Raw genomic sequence first — 18,159 nt, 5'->3', positions numbered from 1 at the left:
CCGACCACGTGCCACGGCCGACCGCGTACCGCCGCGAATACGTACACGTACACATACCGCCCGACCGCCCGACCGCCCGACCGCACCCCGCCCTCACCGGAGGCCCTCATGCCCATAGACCCCACCCTCATCCAGGCCATCGCCGAACTGGGCGTCCCCGCGCCCCTGCCGTCGAACGACCCGGAGGAACAGCGTGAGCGGGCCCTGGCGTACGAGCGGGCGGTGTACCCGCGTCTCGGACCGGCCGGGCCGGAACTGCCGGTCCGTGAGCATGTCGTCCCGGTGGCGGGCCGGCCGGACGTCGCCGTGCGGCTGTACTACCCGAGGGAGCCCGCCCCGGACCTGCGCCTCCCGGCCTGTCTGCACTTCTTCGGCGGCGCCTTCGTCCAGGGCGGCCTGCACCACCCGAGCGTCGCCGCCATGTGCGCGCTACGGGCCGCCCGCGCGGACGTCGTCATCGCGGCGGTGTCCTACGCGCTCGCCCCGGAGCACCCCTTCCCCACCGCACTCGAACAGGGCTGGGCCGCGCTGGACTGGCTGATGCGCGAGGCCGGTTCGCTCGGCGTCGACCCGGGGCGGATCGCGATCGCCGGGCAGTCCGCGGGCGGAAACCTGGCGGCGGCGCTGACCCAGCTCAACCGCGACCGGGCCCGCCACCCGCTGGCACTCCAGATCCTGGAGGTGCCCGGCCTCGATCTGACGCGCGGCGCCGGGGAACGGGTGACCGACGGGATCACGGAGGCGGAACTGGCGCCGCTGGAGAGGGCGGTCGACTGGTACGTCCCCCGGGTCGAGGACCGGCCCGACCCCCGGGTGTCGCCGCTGCTCGCGAAGGACTTCGGCGGACTGCCGCCCGCGTACATCTTCACCGCCGAGGTCGACCCGCTGCGCGACGACGGCGAGCGGTACGCGGCGGCGCTCGCCGGGGCCGGGGTGCCGGTGACGGCCATGCGGCTGCTGGGCCTGCCCCATGAGGGCGGCATGTACGAACGGGTCTCCGGCACCGCCCGGGTGGCGCAGGCCGCCATCGCCCAGGCCCTGCGCGCCCTGCACGACCTGTGATGTGTCAGCTGCGCGCCGGAGACTTTACTCGCCCGTAACTTCCCTCTTGAGCTACCCGTCCGTAACTTGACGAGTGAACAGCATCCTCGTGATCCGGATCACAGGGCGAAACGCAGTCGCAACTCGCAACTCCCTTGAGCCGCAAGGAGATCACTCGATGCTGCCCTGGAGAAGAGTGCTCGGACCGCTGGCGGCACTGCTGCTGACCGGCACACTGGCCACCGTCCCCACAGCCACAGCCACAGCCACAGCCACAACTACAACTACAGCCACAACTGCTCCTGCTGCTGCCGTCGGTGGCTGGAACGACTACTCCTGCCAGCCGTCCGCCGCCCATCCCCGCCCCGTCGTGCTGGTCCACGGCACCTTCGGCAACTCGGTCGACAACTGGCTGGGCCTCGCGCCCTATCTGACCCGGCGCGGCTACTGCGTCTTCTCGCTCGACCACGGCCAACTGCCCGGCGTGCCGTTCTTCCACGGCCTCGGCCCCATCGACAAGTCCGCGGAGCAACTCGACGCCTATGTCGACAAGGTGCTCGCCGCGACCGGCGCCGGCGAGGTCGACCTCGTCGGGCACTCGCAGGGCGGCATGATGCCCCGCTACTACCTCAAGTTCCTGGGCGGAGCGGCCGAGGTGAACACCCTCGTGGGCATCGCCCCCGACAACCACGGCACCACCCTGTCCGGCCTCACCGAACTGCTGCCGTACTTCCCCGGCGCCGAGGACCTGCTCACCACCGCCACGCCCGCCCTCGCCGACCAGATCGCCGGCTCGCCCTTCCTGACCAAGCTCAACGAGGGCGGGGACACCGTGCCCGGCGTGAACTACACCGTCATCGCCACCCGGTACGACCAGGTCGTCACGCCGTACCGCAGCGCGTTCCTGGACGGCCCGAACGTACGCAATGTGCTGCTCCAGGATCTGTGCCCGGTCGATCTCTCCGAGCATCTGGCCATCGGGCTGTTCGACCGGATCGCGTTCCACGAGGTCGCGGGCGCCCTTGACCCGGCCCGGGCCACGCCCACCACCTGTGCGTCGGCGTTCAGTTGACGCCCGGCGTCCTACGCCCGGCGTCCTACGCCCGACTCCCCGCCCCGACGCGCGAAGGGGCCCGGCCGGCCTGAGCCGCCGGCCGGGCCCCGGACCAGGGGGCGGGCGTCAGCTGCCGTTGCGGGCGGCCCGGCGCCGCGCCGAGGCGAACAGCGCGGCCGAGCCCAGCGCCAGCGCCGCCGCACCGCCGACGGCGATCATCGGCGTGGTGCTGTCACCGCCGGTCTCGGCGAGGTTCTGGCCGGTGGACTCACCGTCCTGCACGGGCTGCGCCGGAGCACCGGCGGCCTGCGGCTCATTGCCACCGGCACCACTGTCGGTGCCGTCACCGCTGTCGGCGCCGGCGCTGTCCGTCGTGGGGTCGGTCGTGGGATCGGTCGTCGTCGCCGGGTCGTGGTCGCCGTGCCCGTTGTTCTCGATCGTCGACTTGTCGGTACCGGCGTCGATCTGCTCCTGCGACGGGACGGAGGCGGTGGGCGCCGGGGTGGACCCGGACCCGGCGTCGGTGCCGCCGTCGGTGCTGGTCCCGGTCCCGGTGCCGCCGCCGCTCGCGCCGCCGAAGGTGACGTCCGAGCAGGAGTAGAACGCCTCGGGGCTGTCCGAGCGCTGCCACACCGCGTACAGCACATGCTGGCCGGAACGCTCCGGAAGGGTGCCCTGGAAGGTGTAGAACCCGTCGGCCGCGCTCCGGGTGGTGGCCGTCGACGCGACCGGGTTGGCCAGATCCAGGTCACTCCAGGCGAGCGCCTTCGACGGGTCGAAGCCGGGCTTGGTCAGATATACCTTCATGGCGCCCTGGTGCGGAGCCGTCACCCGGAACTTGAAGTTGTACGAACCGGCCTCGACGCTGGTCGCGGGCCAGTCGGCGCGCGCCAGGTCCAGGCCCTTGAAGGTGGGGTCGCCCGCGCTGCACAGCTTGCCGTCCGGGATCAGCTCCTGGTGGCGGCCGTCGGCGTCGCCGATGCGGATGCCGTTCCAGTCGTAGAGCGCCTGGGTGCCACCGGCCGCGACCGCAGCCTTGCAGGCGGCGGACTGCGGGTTCTCCGGCCCCTCCGCCAGACACTGCGAGACCCGGCTGACCGGGTCGCCCAGCGCGCCGTGCGCGGACGCGGGCGCGGTGGAGAGCGCGGTCAGGGCGAGCGGGGCGATACCGACGGCCACGACAGCGGCGGCCTTGCGGCGAACGGACAGGCGAACGGACAGGCGAACGGACATGGGGGAACTCCTCGTAGCGGTCGCTCGACGATCTCGCGGGACCCGGATGGATCTTGGTGATCCTGTGGGGGCGAGATGAAGCTAGCCCCGACGATCCGCGCGATCGGCTGCTGAGAGCCGCCTGTGGAGATCCTTATGCTCGCTTTAAGGGAGTGCTCAGACAGAGCTGAGGTAGGTACGGTTCAAGCCATGGACGACGTACGCATCCGGCCCGCGACGGCGGCTGACCTCCCCGCCGTGAAGGGCGTGACCGACGCCGCGTACCGGCACTACATCGCCCGGATCGGGGTGGTGCCGCAGCCCATGGAGGCGGATCACGCGGCGGAGGTGGCGGCCGGACGGGTGTTCGTCACGGGTGAACCGGTGACGGGGCTCGTGGTGATCGAGGCGCACGCCGACCATCTCTTCCTGGACAGCATCGCCGTACACCCCGACGCACACGGCCGGGGTGTGGGCCGGCGGCTGCTGGAGTTCGTGGACGCACGGGCACGCGCACTGGGCCTGCCCGAGGTCCGCCTCTACACCAACGCCCTGATGTGGGAGAACCAGGAGATCTACCCGAAATTCGGGTATGAGGTCGTGGAGCGGTGCGTGGACGGGCGCTACGACCGCGTCCACTACCGCAAGCGGCTGGACTGAGAACCCGGCGAGGGGACCACCGGGCCCTGGGACCCGGAGGGCTCAGCCTTCCGGCCACCATGTGCGGGCGATGTCCTCGCGCACCTCGGAGCGCTCCGCGGGGCGCTCCTCGCGCTTCTCGCGGACCCGTCTGGCGTCCGACTTCTTCAGGGGCTTCTGCACGGTCACGCGGCGCATGGCTGCCTCCTTCAGTGCCTACCGGCTCCCGTGGCGGCACGGAGGTAGACCCTTTGGGCGAGAATTCCTCATCGATGCCGGTCTGTCAGTGGCGGACATCACGATTGGACCGTCCTTCGACTCACAACCCCGCTGTACCCATGTCCCCATGGGTGGCGGACGGCCGATTGTCAGTGCCGGGTGTCACTCTGGGTGCATGACGAACGACGCCGATGGTACGAAGGGGGCGGGCGCGGTGACGGACAGCGGATCTCGGGCGACGACGGACACGGTCGACTGGGACGCCGAGGCGGCCCGTTTCGACGACGAGCCGGATCACGGACTGCGCGATCCCGAGGTGCGGGCCGCCTGGGCCGCGCGGCTGCGCTCCTGGCTGCCCGACCGCCCCTGCGATCTGCTCGACCTCGGCTGCGGCACCGGCAGCCTGGCCCTCCTCGCCGCCGAGCAGGGCCACCGCGTCACCGGCGTCGACCGCTCCCCGGCCATGGTCGCGCGCGCCAGGGCCAAGCTCGCCGGCCGGGACGCCGCGGTCCTGACCGGCGACGCGGCGGCACCCCCCATCGGCGAGGAGCGCTACGACGTGGTGCTCGTCCGGCATGTGCTGTGGACGCTCCCCGACCCCGCTCGCGCCCTGCGCCGCTGGCGTGGCCTGATCCGCCCCGGCGGACGGCTGGTCCTGATCGAGGGCGTCTGGGGCACGGCCGATCCGACGGGCATACCGGCCGACCGCCTCACCGCCCTCCTCACCCCGGCCGCGGCCCAACTGCGCACGGAACCACTGTCCGAGGACACGGCACTGTGGGGGAGGGAGGTGCGGGACGAGAGGTATGCGGTGGTGGCGATGGTGCGGTGACGGTCGGCCGCCCCCGGTCATGAGAGGGGCGGCTGTGCCACCAGCTCCCCGAACCGCCCCGCACCCGCCAGCCGCTCCAGCTCCTCCAGCGCCGCCACGGCCGCCGCCGCTGCCGCGGGGTCCCGCTCCGCGAGACCGCTGTCCGCGAACTCGTCCTCGTCCAGGCGGCGTACGTCGCTGCCGTCGGCGGAGCGCCACAGGTCCAGGTCGAGATCCTCGACGGTCAGCTCATGGCCGGTGCGCACGGCGGGGCGGGTGATGTCGCAGTACCAGCCCTTGAGCGTGCCCCGGGCGTCGCGGACCTCCTTCACCGCGTACCAGCGGTCGCGCCAGTAGTACTCGGTGAAGACATCGCCCTTCTCGAACCGTACGAAGCCGAAGTCCCGTGCGGCCTCGCCCGCCCAGGGGGCGCGCACCGCGATCCGGACGCCGTCGTCGGCGAGCAGCTCGGCCGGGTAACGGATCTTCGTGCGGCCCGCCTTGACGAGCACGATGTCGAGGAGCGCGGGGCGGGCCGGGTCAGCCGAGGGTGCGGGCATGGCGGACCTCCGTCGCGCAGATCTCGTAGCCGAACCACCTGTTGATCGCGATCATCGGGCCGTTGCCGGAGTCGTTGCCGGTGATCGCCTCGGTGCATCCGGCGGCGCGGGCCCGGTGCAGCGAGTCGGCCTTGGCGAGCTTGGCCAGGCCCCGGCCGCGGTGGGCGCGGGCGGTGCCGGTCATGGCGGAGCCGTAGCGGCCGTGGCCGTCGGTGTAGGCCGCGCTGAACGCCGCGGGTTCGCCGTCGACCAGGACGACCGAGGTCAGGGCGTGGTTCAGCAGGGGGTGCCGCCAGGTCTCGGCGAGCCAGGCCGGGTAGTCGGTCAGCTCGGCGGCGATGTCGCCGGGCTCGTCCGAGGTGGCCTCGGCGTCCAGGGCGAACATCGGGCGGGGGTCGTCGGCGTAGTCGGCGCCGGTGCGCAGTGCGACGCCGGGCGGCAGTGGCGGGAGCGGGGGGAGGGTGCCGGTCGAGAGGTCCAGGCGCAGGAAGTGGCCGGAGCGGCCGGCGTGGTAGCCGAGGCGTTCGGCGAAGGCCCGGTGCTGCGGCCGGTCCAGGACCCAGGCGAACACCTTGACCGCGCCGCGCGTCGCCAGATGCTCCTCGGCCGTACGCACCAGCAGCGAACCGGCGCCGTGGCGGGTGCGGTCGGGGCGGACATACACATTGAGGTAGCCGTGGCCGGGCTCGGGGCTGTCGAGGGCGAGACCGGCCTCGGCGGTGCCGACGATCTCGCCGTCCAGCTCCGCCACCAGCAGCCGGTGATGCGCGTGCGGGCGGCTGTGGGCGAGGTCGTGGAGCACCGACTCCGGGGTGGCCAGCAGATACGGCAGCGCCAGCCGGCGGGCCGCGCAGAAACCCTCGGCGTCGGCCCGGACCCCGGGGCGGATATCACGCACGATCACGGTCATAGCGCCGCACGCTACGGGGGCCTCGCACGGGACGCCTCCGATTTTCCGCCGGGTGCGGGGCCGTTCTCCGCCGGGTGCGGCTGCCCGCCGGGTGCCGGGCGAATGCCAGGGCCCGCCGCGTGCGCCCGTTCCGGCGGGTACGGGAGAATCGGGGCGTGACCTTGAAGATCCGGATCGATGACAGCGCGCCGCCGTACGAGCAGGTGCGGGCACAGATCTCCGAGCAGGCCCGGTCGGGGCTGCTGCCGGTGGGGTACCGGCTGCCGACCGTGCGGGGGCTCGCCGAGACGCTGGGCCTCGCGGCGAACACCGTGGCCAAGGCGTACCGGGCGCTGGAGGCGGACGGGGTGATCGAGACGCGGGGCCGCAACGGCACGTTCGTCGCCGCCGCGGGCTCCGCCGCCGAACGGGAAGCGGCCTCGGCCGCCCAGGTCTACGCGGAACGGGTCCGCCGCCTCGGCGTGACACAGCCGGAGGCCCTGACCGCCGTACGGGAAGCCCTGCGGGCGGCTTACACGGACTGACACGGGGCGTCACCCTCCCGGCCGGGCGCCTCCGTGGGATGGGGCGGGCACGCGGGTGGGCTACCGATGCCCGGGCGAAGCCCCAACCCTCGTACTACAGATCCCCGTCTACAGATAAAGCCCCGCATCCGTCCCGCCCCGAGGCTCCGGGAGGGTTCTCGGGGACGTCCCCCGGCGGAGGGCGTACAGCTCGGCCAGGGTGGCGCCCTCGCGGGGGATGTCCTTCTCCGTGCCGAGCCAGGTGACGGCCTCGGGGCGGGTCAGGGCGCCGACCTCGATACGGGCGAGGCAGCGGCCGGGGCGGACCACGGCGGGGTGCAGGCGCTCCAGGTCCTCGTTGGTGGTGACGCCGACCAGGACATTGCGGCCCTGGCCCAGGAGACCGTCCGTGAGGTTCAGCAGACGGGACAGGGCCTGTCCCGCCGTGTGCTTGGCCTCGCCCCGGATCAGCTCGTCGCAGTCCTCCAGGAGCAGCAGTCGCCAGCGGCTCTTGCCCGTCGAGTCGTCCTCGCCGATCGCGATGTCCATCAGATAGCCGACGTCGGAGAAGAGACGCTCCGGGTCCAGGACGCAGTCCACCTGGCACCACTCCCGCCAGGACCGGGCCAGGGTGCGCAGCGCGGACGTCTTGCCGGTGCCCGGCGGGCCGTGCAGCAGGAGCAGCCGCCCGGCGATGTCCTCCGGCGTGGTCCTCATCAGACCGTCCATCACCTCCGCCACCGGCGCGGTGTAGTTGGCGCGCACCTCGTCCCAGGTGCCCGCGGCGATCTGCCGGGTCGTGCGGTACGGGCCGCGCCGGGGCGACATGTACCAGAAGCCCATCGTCACGTTCTCCGGCTGCGGCTCGGGCTCGTCGGCGGCGCCGTCGGTCGCCTCGTCCAGCACCTTCGAGGCCAGCTCGGCGCTGGTCGCGGTCACCGTGACATCGGCGCCCCGGTTCCAGCGGGAGATCAGCAGTGTCCAGCCGTCGCCCTCGGCGAGGGTGGCGCTGCGGTCGGCGTCGCGGGACAGGCGCAGCACCCGGGCGCCCTGCGGCAGCAGGGTCGCGCCGGAGCGCACCCGCTCGATGTTCGCCGCGTGCGCGTACGGCTGCTCGCCCGTCGCGAAACGGCCGAGGAACAGCAGGTCGACGACGTCCGACGGGGAGTCGGAGTCGTCGACGTTGAGCCGGAGCGGCGGGACGTCGTGCGGAAGTGCGGACATGCCGCCATGATCGGGCACGCGCGGCCCGTGTGCACCCGGTTTCCACCGGGTGGTCGCACGGTTACTGTTGCCCTCGATGGGACGTCACGGGTGGGATTCGGGGGCACGGCGGTGGCGGCTCACCGCACTGCTCGGAGTGGCCGCCGCCGCGATCGCACTGGCCCTGACCCTGTTCAACACCGTTCCCGGGGACGGCGGTTCGACCGCCGGGACGACCCCCGACGGCGACAAGGTGCACGGCACGCCCGCCACCCCGGAGCGGACCGGACCGGACGTCGGCTGGGGCTTCACCCACACCCAGTTCAGCGCCGACGAGGGCAGCGCGGCGGCGGTGGACCGGGTCGGGGAGCGACTGTCCGGCACGGGTCTGCCGCAGAACCAGCACATCATGGGCTGGGGCGCCGACAACCCCGAGCCCGTCCAGGGGCGTTACGACTTCGCGGCCCTGGACAGCCGGATCGACTTCGCCCGCGCCTCCGGGGCGACCCCGGTGATCACCCTGTGCTGCGCGCCCGACTGGATGAAGGGCGGCGTGTCCGGCGACACCGACTGGAGCCAGGCCGCCCTGGAGACCGCCCCGGAGCCCGAGCACTTCGCCGACTTCGCCGCCCTCGCCGCGACCGTCGCCCAGCGCTATCCCGACGTACGCCACTTCGTCGTGTGGAACGAGTTCAAGGGTTTCTGGAACGACGCCGAGGCCCGCTGGGACTACGAGGGCTACACCCAGCTGTACAACCTGGTGTACGAGGCGCTGAAGGAGGTGGACGAGGAGATCATGGTCGGCGGGCCGTATCTCGTCATGGACAGCGTCGACCCGCGCCAGACGGAGCTGGCCTCCACCACCCTGAAGGGGCCCTGGGGCGCGGCGGACCAGCGGGTCCTGGACGCCTTCGACTACTGGAACGAGCACCGGGCGGGCGCCGACTTCGTCGTCGTGGACGGCGCCAGCTACACCCGGGACGACGAGCTGCTGCCCGACGAGTTCGCCGCCACCGACAAGTTCACGGCGGTCAGCGAGTGGGTGCGCGCACGGACCGGGAACCTGCCGCTGTGGTGGGCCGAGTACTACGTCGAGCCCGCCGACTCCAACGACGACCGCGAGGGCTGGTCCGAGCCGCACCGGGTCGCCGTCCAGGCCGCCGGGCTGATCGCGCTGGCCCGTGGCGGCACCACCTCCGGCTTCTACTGGAACCCGGAGAACGAGCGGGGTCCCGACTGCCCCGGCTGTCTGTGGACCCCCACCGACACCGCCGACGGCGGCCGTGCCCTGCCCATGTACGACCTGCTCTCCCGCTTCGCCGCCGCCTTCCCGCCCGGCACCCGCCAGGAGGACGTCCCCGTGTCCACTCCCGACGTCCGCGTCCTCGCCTCCGCCGACACCGTCCTCGTCGTCAACACCCAGGACCGCCGGCTGACCGCCGAGATCGCCGGCGAACGCCTGGACCTGGCGGCGTACGAGGTCCGCTGGCTCGACCGCTGAGCCAACCCACAGCCGCCCTGCGCCTGCACGGCCCTGCGCCTGCACGGCCCTGCGCCTGCACGGCCGTGCATCCCTACGCCCCGTGCCCCAACGCCCTGCGCCCCGCACCCTGTGCCCCGGCATCCTGCGTCCCGGCACCCTGGGGCCCGGCATCCTGCGGTACACGGCCGTGCGGCCCACGCCTGCGCCCCCGCAGCTGCGGTCGGCGGCCCCACGCCCTGCGGCCCCGCCCGCGCCCCGCAGCCCGCACACCCCCGGCCCCCACACCCCCGGCCCGCGCCCCGCAGCCCGCACACCCCCGCCCCCCACACCCCACCCCCCTCACCGCATAGTCAAAAACCGCTGCACCAGCGAAGCGAAGAACACCGCCAGCAGCGGCACCGCGAACCAGAAGCCGCTCTGGAGCCGGCGCAGCTGACGCACGCTCGGCCGCATCGCCACCCGCAGCACCTCACGCCCGGTGAGCAGCACGATCAGCGCGACGGCGGCGAGCGCCCCGACCACCGACCACGGCGTCCACGTCACCCGGGGCCCGGCCGGACCGGGATCGGCGCGCGGCACCGGGTCGGACGGCTGATCGCGCAGCGCGTAGATCGTGACGTCCGGGTTCACGAACGGCTTCGTCAGCTCCGGCCGCATGTCCAGGTTCTGGATCAGCCGCGCCTCCCAGGACACCGGATAGCCCGCGTCCATCGTCAGATAGGTCACCTGACTGCGGTTGACCATCAGATACGAGTTCGGGCCCGCGTCCTTGAGCGCCTTGACCAGGCTCGACACCAGCACCGGATCGGGCGGCGCGAGCGTGGGCACGTACTCCACCTTCTCCATGTCCCGCGCCCCCCACGGCATGGCGGGCGTGACATTGTCCAGGGTGTCGTTGCTCAGCCAGAGCAGCCGGAGCGTCGGATCGTCGTGCGCGTACACGTACTCCATGGCGGCGACCTCGCCGGGCCGGATCCGTTCGAACGGCTCGTTGCCCCAGCGGGCCACCAGGAAGCCGCCCATCAGCACCAGCCCGGCCAGCAGCGCCGCCAGCGGTGCCAGGCTCACCCGCTCCTTGTCACGTTCCTCGGCCGTCGCCCCCGTACGCGGGAACAACGCGAGCGCGGCGAGCAGGGCCGCGCCGGGCAGCGCGAACATGAAGACGCGCAGCGCCATCTCCCCGCCGTACGACTGCATGCCGAAGCCGAGGAACGGGACGAAGGTGAGGACCAGCAGGCTGCGTTCGCGGTAGCGGTGGAAACGGCGCCGCCACCAGCCCCAGCAGGCGAACGCCATCACCCCGCCGGCCAGCAGCACCCGGGCGTACAGCACCAGCTGGTGGGTGGAGCTGCCGCCCTCGATCCGGCCCGCGACGGACGAGGAGACATTGCCGCCGACCCCGCCGATCCCGCCGAAGAGTTCGTCGAAGTGCCCCGACCAGTACGGCTCGGCGAGGAAGCCGATCCAGGCCGCCACCATCACCGTGAACAGCACCGGCAGACCGCGCAGCTCCGACCGGCCGGTCAGCACCAGCGCCGCGAGCACGCCGAGCATCACGAACGGGGTGAGCTGGTGCGCCGGGACGCTCGCCGCGAACAGCCCGATCACCACCAGCAGCAGCACCGTACGCTGCCGCCGGTTCGCCGGCTCCGCCTCGGACTCGCCGGGCCGCACCCGGCTCCATATGACATGCGGGGCCCGGAACCACACCAGCAGCACCGCCACGAACACCAGATACAGCAGATACGTGAAGCCCTGCGGCGAGAAGTAGTCCTGCCCGACCCAGCTGCTCAGCACAAAGATCCAGATACCGGTCCAGCGCGCCCTCCAGCTCGCCCGCAGCGAGCGGGTCAGCAGGAACATCGGGGCCAGATACAGCAACTGGACCGTCAGCGGCCACCAGCGGATGATCTCCGTGAAGTCGTTCACCCCGCACGCCTGTGCGATGAACGCCGCCGCCGCGAAGAAGCCGGGCCAGCTCCAGCGCGCGTCCAGATCGGGCGCCGCCGTCCCGGTCCGGTCGATGTAGTCCAGGAACCCGAGATGCTGCCAGGCCGTCGCGAACCGCGGCTCGATCTCGATCACGGCGGGCAGCGCGTGCAGCGACACGACGGTGGCGACCAGCGTCACCAGCAGCAGCGCCCGGCGCTCCCGTCTCAGCCACAGCAGCGAGGCGAACACCACGACCAGCAGCGCCGCGCCGACGAGCGTGGGCAGCGGCAGGACCGAGACCAGACCGAGCCCGCCCATGCGGTCCAGGTCGCTCTCGCCCAGCCGGGCGGCCGGCACCCAGTACAGCAGCAGGGCGGCGCCCAGCAGACAGCCGAGGACCACCCCGACAAGGGAGGCACGGGGGGAGGGGGGCGGGGGCACGGGCGCCGGTACGGGTTCGGGGGCCGGGCGCTCCTCGGGTACGGCGGTGGCGGGCCGTTCCTCCGCGAGGCGCCCCGGCGCTCCGAACGGGCCGTCCTTCGCGAACGGCGCGTCCACCTCCCGGACATCCGCCGCCTCACCGGCCCCGTCCGATCCGGCCGCTCTCCCCGGCGGCAGCGCCCACGACGGCGTCCGTACCACCGGAACTACAGGAATCACCGGTGTCACCGGCATCCCCGCAGGCGGCGTCCCCGGACCCGGCCGCACATCCGGCCGCCGCTCCACATGGTCGAAGTCGGCCGGGATGCCCAGCGCCAGGGTGTCGGCGTCCCGCGCCCAGGCCGGCCCCCGCTGACGCGCCCTCGCCGGTACGGCCGCCCCGCGCGTCCCCGGATCGGCGAGGTCACCGTCCGGCACGGCATCCTCGGGGGCGTCGGCGGCGGGCGCCGCCCGGACGGTGCGGTACAGCCGGGGCGCGGCGACGGCGACGATCACCGCGAGGCTGATGATCTCGGCGACCCCGGCACCGGTCAGGCCCATCCGGGGCAGCAGCACCAGCGTCAGCCCCAGCACCAGCGCGCACAGCAGGCCCTGGAGCCAGGCCAGTCCGGCGGTGCGGCTCTGCGCCCGCAGCACCGCGAAGTACGTCTCCATCACCACCCGCAGCACCGCGCCCACCGCGAACCAGCGCAGCAGCGGCGTCGCCGCGTCCGCGTACCCCGCGCCGAACACGCCGAGGATCCAGGGCGCCCCGGCGAACAGCACGGCGGCGACCGGCAGCATGATCCTGGCCATCCGCTTCAGCGCGGCCCGGGTGTTGGCGGCGAGCCGCGCCGGATCGTGCGAGCCCTCCACGGTGAGCGAGGCGCCCATGTTGATGGCCAGCAGATTGACGGTGCCGCCGATGGTGACGGCGATGTAGAAGTACGCGTTGTCCACGGAACCGACCTGCGAGGCCACGATCACCGGTACCAGATAGACCGCCGCCAGCGAGAACAGCGAGCCGGTGTAGTCCCCGGCGAGGAACCGGCCGACCTCCCTGACCGTCGGCGCCGTGGTCCGCCCCTCGGTGGCCCGCACATGCCGGGGCACCAGCCGCCGGAACACCAGCCAGCCCAGCGGGAGCACACTCACCGCGATCGCCGCGACCCAGGACACGAACACCCCGGCGGTCGGGATCGCCACCGCGAACACCACCAGCAGCCCCAGCTTGACCGCCGAGAACAGGGTGTTGCCGACCGGTACCCAGGTCGCGCTGCGCAGCCCGGTCAGCACCCCATCCTGGAGGGTGAGCAGATTCCAGGCGACGACGGCGAGCACGAAACCGAGCGCGGGCAGCGGCCCGTTCAGAAAGCGGTACGACTCTCCCCAGAAGTCCAGCGTCAGCAGGAACAGCCCGGCCGCCCCCGCCACGATCAGCGAACTGCCCGCGTAGGTACGGAAGATGAGCCGACCGGTGGTCCGTCCGGCGATCGGGATGAACCGGGCCAGCGCCCCCGTGAGGGTCACCGCGGTCAGCCCGGCCAGGAGTTTCATCGCGGCGATGGCGGCGGAACTCTGCCCGACCGAGGACTCGTCGTAGTAGCGGGCGGCGGCGAGCCAGAACGTCAGGCCGAGTACCGCGGAGATGCCGGTGTTGAGCATCAGGGCGTAGGCGTTGCGCAACAGCGGGGTGCCGCCGGAGCGGCCGAGGCCGGGCAGCCGCAGCCGCAGCCGACGCGGGGACCGCCCCGGCCCCTCGGCCGCGCCGTCGGCCGGACGGTTCTCGCTGTTGGTCTCGTCGGTCTCGTCTGTCTCGTCGGTCTCGTTGGGCTCGTCGGTCTCGGTGGCGGTGGTCGTGTCAGACACGGGATCGGGTGGCCTTCCGGCGGACCTGGCGGGCTCTGCGGACCACGGCGTACCCCTTGGTCAGGGCGCGGTCCCGGGCGAAGGTGCGGGCGATGGCACGGCCCTTGAGCAGCCGTTCGAACTCGGCGGCGTCCGTCCAGCGCCGCACGGTCACCCGGTGCAGCGCGTACGGCCCCTGCCGCCGCTCGGCGAGCGCGTTGCCGACGGCGAGCGCCTGGGCGTACCCGGTGGCCCGCACCTCCTCGCGCACCCGGCGGTCGGAGTGGCCATACGGGTAGGCGAACGAGGCGGGCGGGGTGCCGAGTTCACCGGCGACGATCTCCCGGCAGCCCCTCAGCTCGGTGTGCAGGGTGTCATCGTCGACCTGGTCGAGATGCGGATGGCTGTGACTGTGCCCGCCGATCTCCACCCCGGCGGCGGCCAGCTCGCGCACCTGGTCCCAGTCGAGCATGGTGTCCAGGGCGCCCCCGGTGTCGTACGCGCCGCGCAGCCAGCCCGTGGAGACGAACAGGGTGGCGGTGAAGCCGTGCCGGGCCAGGACGGGCAGGGCGTGCCGGTGCACACCCTCGTACCCGTCGTCGAAGGTGATCAGCACCGGGCGGGGCGGCAGCGGGCGCCCCCGGCGCCACCGTCCGCACAGGTCGGCGGTGGTGAGCGGGGTCATCCCGAGCCCGTCCACCAGCCCCATCTGCTCCGCGAACGCCTCCGGCGACACGGACAGCGCCCGGGTGGCATGGCTCGGATCGGCGGCGACCGAGTGATACATCAGGATCGGCACCCGCGCGTCAGCCATGGCGGCCCCCTGCGGACGGGCCGGGCGTGACCGTTTCCTGCGGCGCGTCAGCCGTGGCTGCTTCCCTGGACGCGTCAGCCACGATGGCCCCTGTCGACGCGTCGGGCTTGATGGCTTCCCTGGGCGGGTCGGCCGTGACCGTTTCCCTTGGCATGTCAGCCATGGCGACCCCCTGTCGACGTGTCAGCCACAGCCCCTTCCCCCGCACCTCAGCCACGACCGCCCCCCTCGACCCGCCCCGTCCCGATCCGTCCCGCCTCGAACGTCGTGCCCTCGCGGCGGGCCCGTACGCTCCCGACGACGTACCCACCGGCCGCCACCGCCACTCCGGCGACGATCGCGCCCGCGCGTCCCGCGCCGCCCGGCCGGGCGAGGACCGCGTCGCGCAGGGCTCGGGCGACTCCGGTGGGCAGGACCCGGGTGGCGTACCGGCGTTCGGACTCCAGCCCCTTGGCCGCGCCGACGCTGCGGGACACCAGGGCCTTGGACAGGCCCTCGGCGTAGGCGCGGGTGCGGAAGTAGGCGAAGCGCTCGCGCGGGGCCGGCACCCGGTGGTGGATCACCGCCCGGTCGTCCAGCAGCAGCACGGCGTCCGGCAGGGCGCGGGCCAGCCGGATGCACAGTTCCGTCTCCTCGCAGCCCAGCGGGCGTTTGTCGCCGTCGCGGCCGATGCCGGTGGCGAAGCCGCCCGCCGCGTCGAACGCCGTACGGCGGAAGGAGGCGTTGCCGCCCAGGACATTGCGCACCCGGGCGATCCCGTGCGGCTGCCCGGTGTAGGTGCAGCCCACCACCCAGTCGAACTCACGCGGGAACCACACCGGCCGCCGCCCCGCTGCCCAGATCGGCTCGGTGCGCCCGCCGACCGCCATCACGCGCGGGTCGGCGTAGTGCCCGGCGAACCGCAGCAGCCAGTCCCGCTCGGCCACCGCGTCGTCGTCCAGGAAGGCGATGATCTCGCCGCGCGCGGCGGCGATCCCGGTGTTGCGGCCCGCCGACAGCCCGCGCGGGCCCGCGTTGGCGAGCACCCGCACGCCCCCGGTCTCCTTGTACTCCCCGCCCAGCCGGTCCAGGAGCGCCGGATTGTGGTCCACGACCAGCAGGGTCTCCAGGGCCGGGCGGGACTGCGCCCGCACCGAGACGACCGCCGCGAGAATGTCCTCCCAGCGGTCCTCGGTGTACACGCAGATCACGACGGAGACGCCGGGACCGCTCAAGACACCTCTCCCCGGACCGTGTCGAGCATCGGGGAGCGGGCCGGGCGGCGGCGCAGCGCCCGCCGGTTGGAACGCTCCGCGAGGATCACCCTCAGCACCCGCAGCCCGTCGCGGACGGCCCGCAGATTGCTGGTGCCGTGGATGCGCAGATACTCGTGGCTAGGTATCTCCTGCACCTTCAGACCCGCCTTGACGACCCGGATGTTCATCAGGGTCTCCACCTCGAAGCCGGTGCAGTCGAGGTCGATCTTGTCTAGGCAGTGCCGCCAGAACGCGTTATATCCGTAGCAGAGATCGGTGTAGCGGGCGCCGAACTTCCCGTTGACGACCGCGCACAGCGCGCGGTTGCCCAGCTTGCGGATGAAGGTCATGTCGTCGGTGCCGCCGCCGTTCGCGAACCGCGACCCCTTGGCGAAGTCGGCGCCCGAGACCAGCGCGGAGACATACGAGACGATCTCGCCGCCGTCGGCCGAGCCGTCCGCGTCGACCATCACGATGATGTCGCCGGTGCACGCCTCGAACCCGGTGATCAGCGCGTCCCCCTTGCCCTTCCCGCACTGTTCGACCACCCGGACGCCCGGCCACAGCGCGCGCGCCACGCCCACGGTGTCGTCGGTGGAGTTGCCGTCGACCAGGACCACCTCATGGATCCAGTCGGGCAGCGTCCGGAACACGTACGGCAGATTCTCGGCCTCGTTCATGGCGGGGATCACCACACTCACCGGTGGCGTGATCGCCAGGTGGGAGGAGATCGGCCGGTAGGCGCCGGCGGTCACCGGTTCCGAGGCCGCTGCTATGGATGTCATGGACGGATCGTCACCCGTGCTCACCGGGTGCAGTACAGAACTCATGAGTCCGGTCCCTCTCGTCCGGTGGACCGCCCGCCCCTGGGCGGCCCGGCTCTGTGTCCGGTTCGAAAGGGGGGTATCTCACCTACGGCACACCGGAGCTGACGCCCTGTGCGCACAAGATGAGCTGGCAGTACGCCGGATGCCGCAGCACGGCAGCCGGTCGCGCGGCTCGGCCCGTCGGCCCACGGCCTCCGGGCACGGCACCCCCCTGCCGCGCTCCCGCGCCGGTATCTCCCAGGGCCCTGAGCCCTCCCCTGGAGCCCTTGGGTGATGATCCGGCGCGGATGAGTTGTATGACGGTATTGATGGTTGACTATTTATGGCAAGACCTACACCGAGGTCTCACTTTTTTGTTATTTCGACCGAATCTTGCCTATCCGCTTCAGCAGCCGATCGGCGGGTTCGAACAGTTCCGGCCGGGTCACCACCGCGTTGCGCAGCGCCCGTACCGGCGCACGCCGGGCGCGATGCCCGACCGCCACCGGGTGACGCCGGGTCACCCACCCCTCGGACACCTGGATTTCCCGGGTCTTCAGGGAGTCCTTGTATTCCTTCTGGCCGCGCCCGAGATCCAGATAGGCGATCCCGTCGGCGGCCGCCGCCTCGGCCATGCGCAGATGCAGCACCAGACCGGGCGAGTACTTCGCGAACGCCGGGTCGTACGCGGGGAACCAGCAGGCCAGCACCCGCTCGCTGCGCAGCCCGAAGTGCGCGGCGACCGGCCGGTCCCCGGCGTACAGCACCGACAGCAGCCCGGCGAACGGCGCCGAGCGGGTGTGGAAGAGCCTCTGCACCAGCAGCGTGATCCAGTCGTGCGCGAACCGGTCGTTGCGGCCGGTCCTGCGGTACTGCGCCGACTTCCAGTCCATCAGCGTGCGCAGCACGGCCGGGTCGCGCTCGTCATGGACGTACCGGGTCCCCGCCGCGTCCCGCCCCAGCTTGCGTTCCTTGGCCAGGGTGGACCGGGTGAACTTCGGTGCCTGGGCGCGCAGTTGTGCCAGATAGGCGTCGTATCCACGGTCGATGTCCATCACCGGGGACGGAAAGGTGCCGGAGACCTGCGCCTCGAACGGCCGCTGGCCCCGCACCAGATGGTCGTACTCGAACACGGCGAGCCCGCAGCCCCGCAGCAGTTCGGCGGCGTCCCAGGTGAACCCCGGCCGGTGCACCACGCCCTGCGCGTCGGACACCCCGAGCCCGATCGCCCGGCCGACGCCCGCCGCAGTGCGCTGGAACGGGAAGTACGCGGCGGGCTCGCCCTCCTCCCGGACCACCGCGATCCGCACCCCGCGTCTGCACCGGCCGATCGCCAGCGCGAACTCCGGCGCGAGGAACGGATTGGCCAGTTCCGGTGTGCCGTGGAGATGGGCCTCGGTCTGGAAACCCGTCCAGGCCGCCCGGTCTGCGCCGGTCAGCTCGCCGGGGCGGTACACACTGATGTCCAC

16 protein-coding genes are annotated in these 18,159 nt (G+C 72.6%); 6 read left to right on the top strand and 10 right to left on the bottom strand.

The annotated features are described in order from the left end of the window. The first annotated feature begins 108 nt into the window (after positions 1 to 108). Positions 109 to 1,062 (top strand): alpha/beta hydrolase, encoded by a 954-nt coding sequence (locus ACFRFC_RS22640; protein ID WP_382691816.1) that lies wholly within the window; start codon positions 109 to 111, stop codon positions 1,060 to 1,062. 157 nt (positions 1,063 to 1,219) lie between these two features. Next, the gene (locus tag ACFRFC_RS22635; protein ID WP_382691815.1) at positions 1,220 to 2,113 is read left to right on the top strand and encodes an esterase/lipase family protein; all 894 of its coding nucleotides are present in this window, start codon (positions 1,220 to 1,222) and stop codon (positions 2,111 to 2,113) included. A 108-nt stretch (positions 2,114 to 2,221) separates the two neighbouring features. Here ACFRFC_RS22635 and ACFRFC_RS22630 read toward each other — a convergent pair whose 3' ends face one another. Further along, positions 2,222 to 3,328 carry a lytic polysaccharide monooxygenase gene (locus ACFRFC_RS22630; protein ID WP_382691814.1) on the bottom strand — a complete coding sequence of 369 codons (1,107 nt, stop codon included), beginning with the start codon at positions 3,326 to 3,328 and terminating at the stop codon, positions 2,222 to 2,224. A 189-nt stretch (positions 3,329 to 3,517) separates the two neighbouring features. Here ACFRFC_RS22630 and ACFRFC_RS22625 point away from each other — a divergent pair, with 189 nt between their 5' ends. Further along, positions 3,518 to 3,967, top strand: a complete 450-nt coding sequence (locus ACFRFC_RS22625) for a GNAT family N-acetyltransferase (protein WP_382691813.1) — start codon at positions 3,518 to 3,520, stop codon at positions 3,965 to 3,967. A 42-nt stretch (positions 3,968 to 4,009) separates the two neighbouring features. Here ACFRFC_RS22625 and ACFRFC_RS22620 read toward each other — a convergent pair whose 3' ends face one another. Beyond that, positions 4,010 to 4,144, bottom strand: coding sequence for a hypothetical protein (locus ACFRFC_RS22620; RefSeq protein ID WP_382691812.1), 135 nt, complete (start codon positions 4,142 to 4,144; stop codon positions 4,010 to 4,012). 196 nt (positions 4,145 to 4,340) lie between these two features. Here ACFRFC_RS22620 and ACFRFC_RS22615 point away from each other — a divergent pair, with 196 nt between their 5' ends. Then, positions 4,341 to 4,997 carry a class I SAM-dependent methyltransferase gene (locus tag ACFRFC_RS22615; protein ID WP_382691811.1) on the top strand — a complete coding sequence of 219 codons (657 nt, stop codon included), beginning with the start codon at positions 4,341 to 4,343 and terminating at the stop codon, positions 4,995 to 4,997. A 17-nt stretch (positions 4,998 to 5,014) separates the two neighbouring features. Here the strand turns inward: ACFRFC_RS22615 and ACFRFC_RS22610 are convergent, their stop codons facing one another. Both ACFRFC_RS22610 and ACFRFC_RS22605 read right to left on the bottom strand, forming a co-directional pair. After that, positions 5,015 to 5,536 carry a DUF402 domain-containing protein gene (locus ACFRFC_RS22610; RefSeq protein ID WP_382691810.1) on the bottom strand — a complete coding sequence of 174 codons (522 nt, stop codon included), beginning with the start codon at positions 5,534 to 5,536 and terminating at the stop codon, positions 5,015 to 5,017. Then, positions 5,517 to 6,446 carry a GNAT family N-acetyltransferase gene (locus tag ACFRFC_RS22605; RefSeq protein WP_382691809.1) on the bottom strand — a complete coding sequence of 310 codons (930 nt, stop codon included), beginning with the start codon at positions 6,444 to 6,446 and terminating at the stop codon, positions 5,517 to 5,519. Before ACFRFC_RS22605 ends, ACFRFC_RS22610 begins: the two co-directional genes overlap by 20 nt. Before the next feature lie 155 nt (positions 6,447 to 6,601). Here ACFRFC_RS22605 and ACFRFC_RS22600 point away from each other — a divergent pair, with 155 nt between their 5' ends. Next, positions 6,602 to 6,970 (top strand): GntR family transcriptional regulator, encoded by a 369-nt coding sequence (locus tag ACFRFC_RS22600; RefSeq protein ID WP_382691808.1) that lies wholly within the window; start codon positions 6,602 to 6,604, stop codon positions 6,968 to 6,970. A gap of 108 nt (positions 6,971 to 7,078) precedes the next feature. Here ACFRFC_RS22600 and ACFRFC_RS22595 read toward each other — a convergent pair whose 3' ends face one another. Beyond that, entirely contained in the window at positions 7,079 to 8,173 is a 1,095-nt protein-coding gene (locus ACFRFC_RS22595) for a DUF5925 domain-containing protein (protein WP_382691807.1), read from the bottom strand. 76 nt (positions 8,174 to 8,249) lie between these two features. Between ACFRFC_RS22595 and ACFRFC_RS22590 the strand changes: the two genes are divergently transcribed. After that, entirely contained in the window at positions 8,250 to 9,653 is a 1,404-nt protein-coding gene (locus ACFRFC_RS22590) for a xylan 1,4-beta-xylosidase (protein WP_382691806.1), read from the top strand. A 321-nt stretch (positions 9,654 to 9,974) separates the two neighbouring features. Here ACFRFC_RS22590 and ACFRFC_RS22585 read toward each other — a convergent pair whose 3' ends face one another. The 5 genes from ACFRFC_RS22585 to ACFRFC_RS22565 all read right to left on the bottom strand — a co-directional run bounded on the left by ACFRFC_RS22585 (position 9,975) and on the right by ACFRFC_RS22565 (position 18,159). Beyond that, a complete protein-coding gene (locus ACFRFC_RS22585; protein WP_382691805.1) occupies positions 9,975 to 13,856 on the bottom strand; it encodes a lipopolysaccharide biosynthesis protein in 3,882 nt (1,293 codons plus the stop codon). Then, complete coding sequence (locus tag ACFRFC_RS22580) at positions 13,849 to 14,649, bottom strand: polysaccharide deacetylase family protein (protein WP_382691804.1); 801 nt, start codon at positions 14,647 to 14,649, stop codon at positions 13,849 to 13,851. Before ACFRFC_RS22580 ends, ACFRFC_RS22585 begins: the two co-directional genes overlap by 8 nt. Before the next feature lie 209 nt (positions 14,650 to 14,858). After that, complete coding sequence (locus ACFRFC_RS22575) at positions 14,859 to 15,863, bottom strand: glycosyltransferase (RefSeq protein WP_382691803.1); 1,005 nt, start codon at positions 15,861 to 15,863, stop codon at positions 14,859 to 14,861. Next, entirely contained in the window at positions 15,860 to 16,714 is an 855-nt protein-coding gene (locus ACFRFC_RS22570; RefSeq protein WP_382691802.1) for a glycosyltransferase family 2 protein, read from the bottom strand. The genes ACFRFC_RS22575 and ACFRFC_RS22570 overlap by 4 nt, the downstream gene beginning before the upstream one ends. A 353-nt stretch (positions 16,715 to 17,067) precedes the next feature. Beyond that, positions 17,068 to 18,159, bottom strand: a complete 1,092-nt coding sequence (locus ACFRFC_RS22565) for a GNAT family N-acetyltransferase (RefSeq protein WP_382691801.1) — start codon at positions 18,157 to 18,159, stop codon at positions 17,068 to 17,070.

The sequence above is a fragment of the Streptomyces sp. NPDC056734 genome, from assembly GCF_042790455.1.
Classification (GTDB): Bacteria; Actinomycetota; Actinomycetes; order Streptomycetales; family Streptomycetaceae; genus Streptomyces.
This window is presented reverse-complemented; position numbering and strand designations above follow the sequence as displayed.

Coding starts and splice junctions, on each gene's coding strand:
- ACFRFC_RS22620 (WP_382691812.1), bottom strand. CDS start 4,144: ATGCGCCGCGTGACCGTGCAGAAGCCCCTGAAGAAGTCGGACGCCAGA.
- ACFRFC_RS22580 (WP_382691804.1), bottom strand. CDS start 14,649: ATGGCTGACGCGCGGGTGCCGATCCTGATGTATCACTCGGTCGCCGCC.
- ACFRFC_RS22635 (WP_382691815.1), top strand. CDS start 1,220: ATGCTGCCCTGGAGAAGAGTGCTCGGACCGCTGGCGGCACTGCTGCTG.
- ACFRFC_RS22595 (WP_382691807.1), bottom strand. CDS start 8,173: ATGTCCGCACTTCCGCACGACGTCCCGCCGCTCCGGCTCAACGTCGAC.
- ACFRFC_RS22605 (WP_382691809.1), bottom strand. CDS start 6,446: ATGACCGTGATCGTGCGTGATATCCGCCCCGGGGTCCGGGCCGACGCC.
- ACFRFC_RS22610 (WP_382691810.1), bottom strand. CDS start 5,536: ATGCCCGCACCCTCGGCTGACCCGGCCCGCCCCGCGCTCCTCGACATC.
- ACFRFC_RS22570 (WP_382691802.1), bottom strand. CDS start 16,714: ATGAGTTCTGTACTGCACCCGGTGAGCACGGGTGACGATCCGTCCATG.
- ACFRFC_RS22590 (WP_382691806.1), top strand. CDS start 8,250: ATGGGACGTCACGGGTGGGATTCGGGGGCACGGCGGTGGCGGCTCACC.
- ACFRFC_RS22615 (WP_382691811.1), top strand. CDS start 4,341: ATGACGAACGACGCCGATGGTACGAAGGGGGCGGGCGCGGTGACGGAC.
- ACFRFC_RS22630 (WP_382691814.1), bottom strand. CDS start 3,328: ATGTCCGTTCGCCTGTCCGTTCGCCTGTCCGTTCGCCGCAAGGCCGCC.
- ACFRFC_RS22625 (WP_382691813.1), top strand. CDS start 3,518: ATGGACGACGTACGCATCCGGCCCGCGACGGCGGCTGACCTCCCCGCC.
- ACFRFC_RS22640 (WP_382691816.1), top strand. CDS start 109: ATGCCCATAGACCCCACCCTCATCCAGGCCATCGCCGAACTGGGCGTC.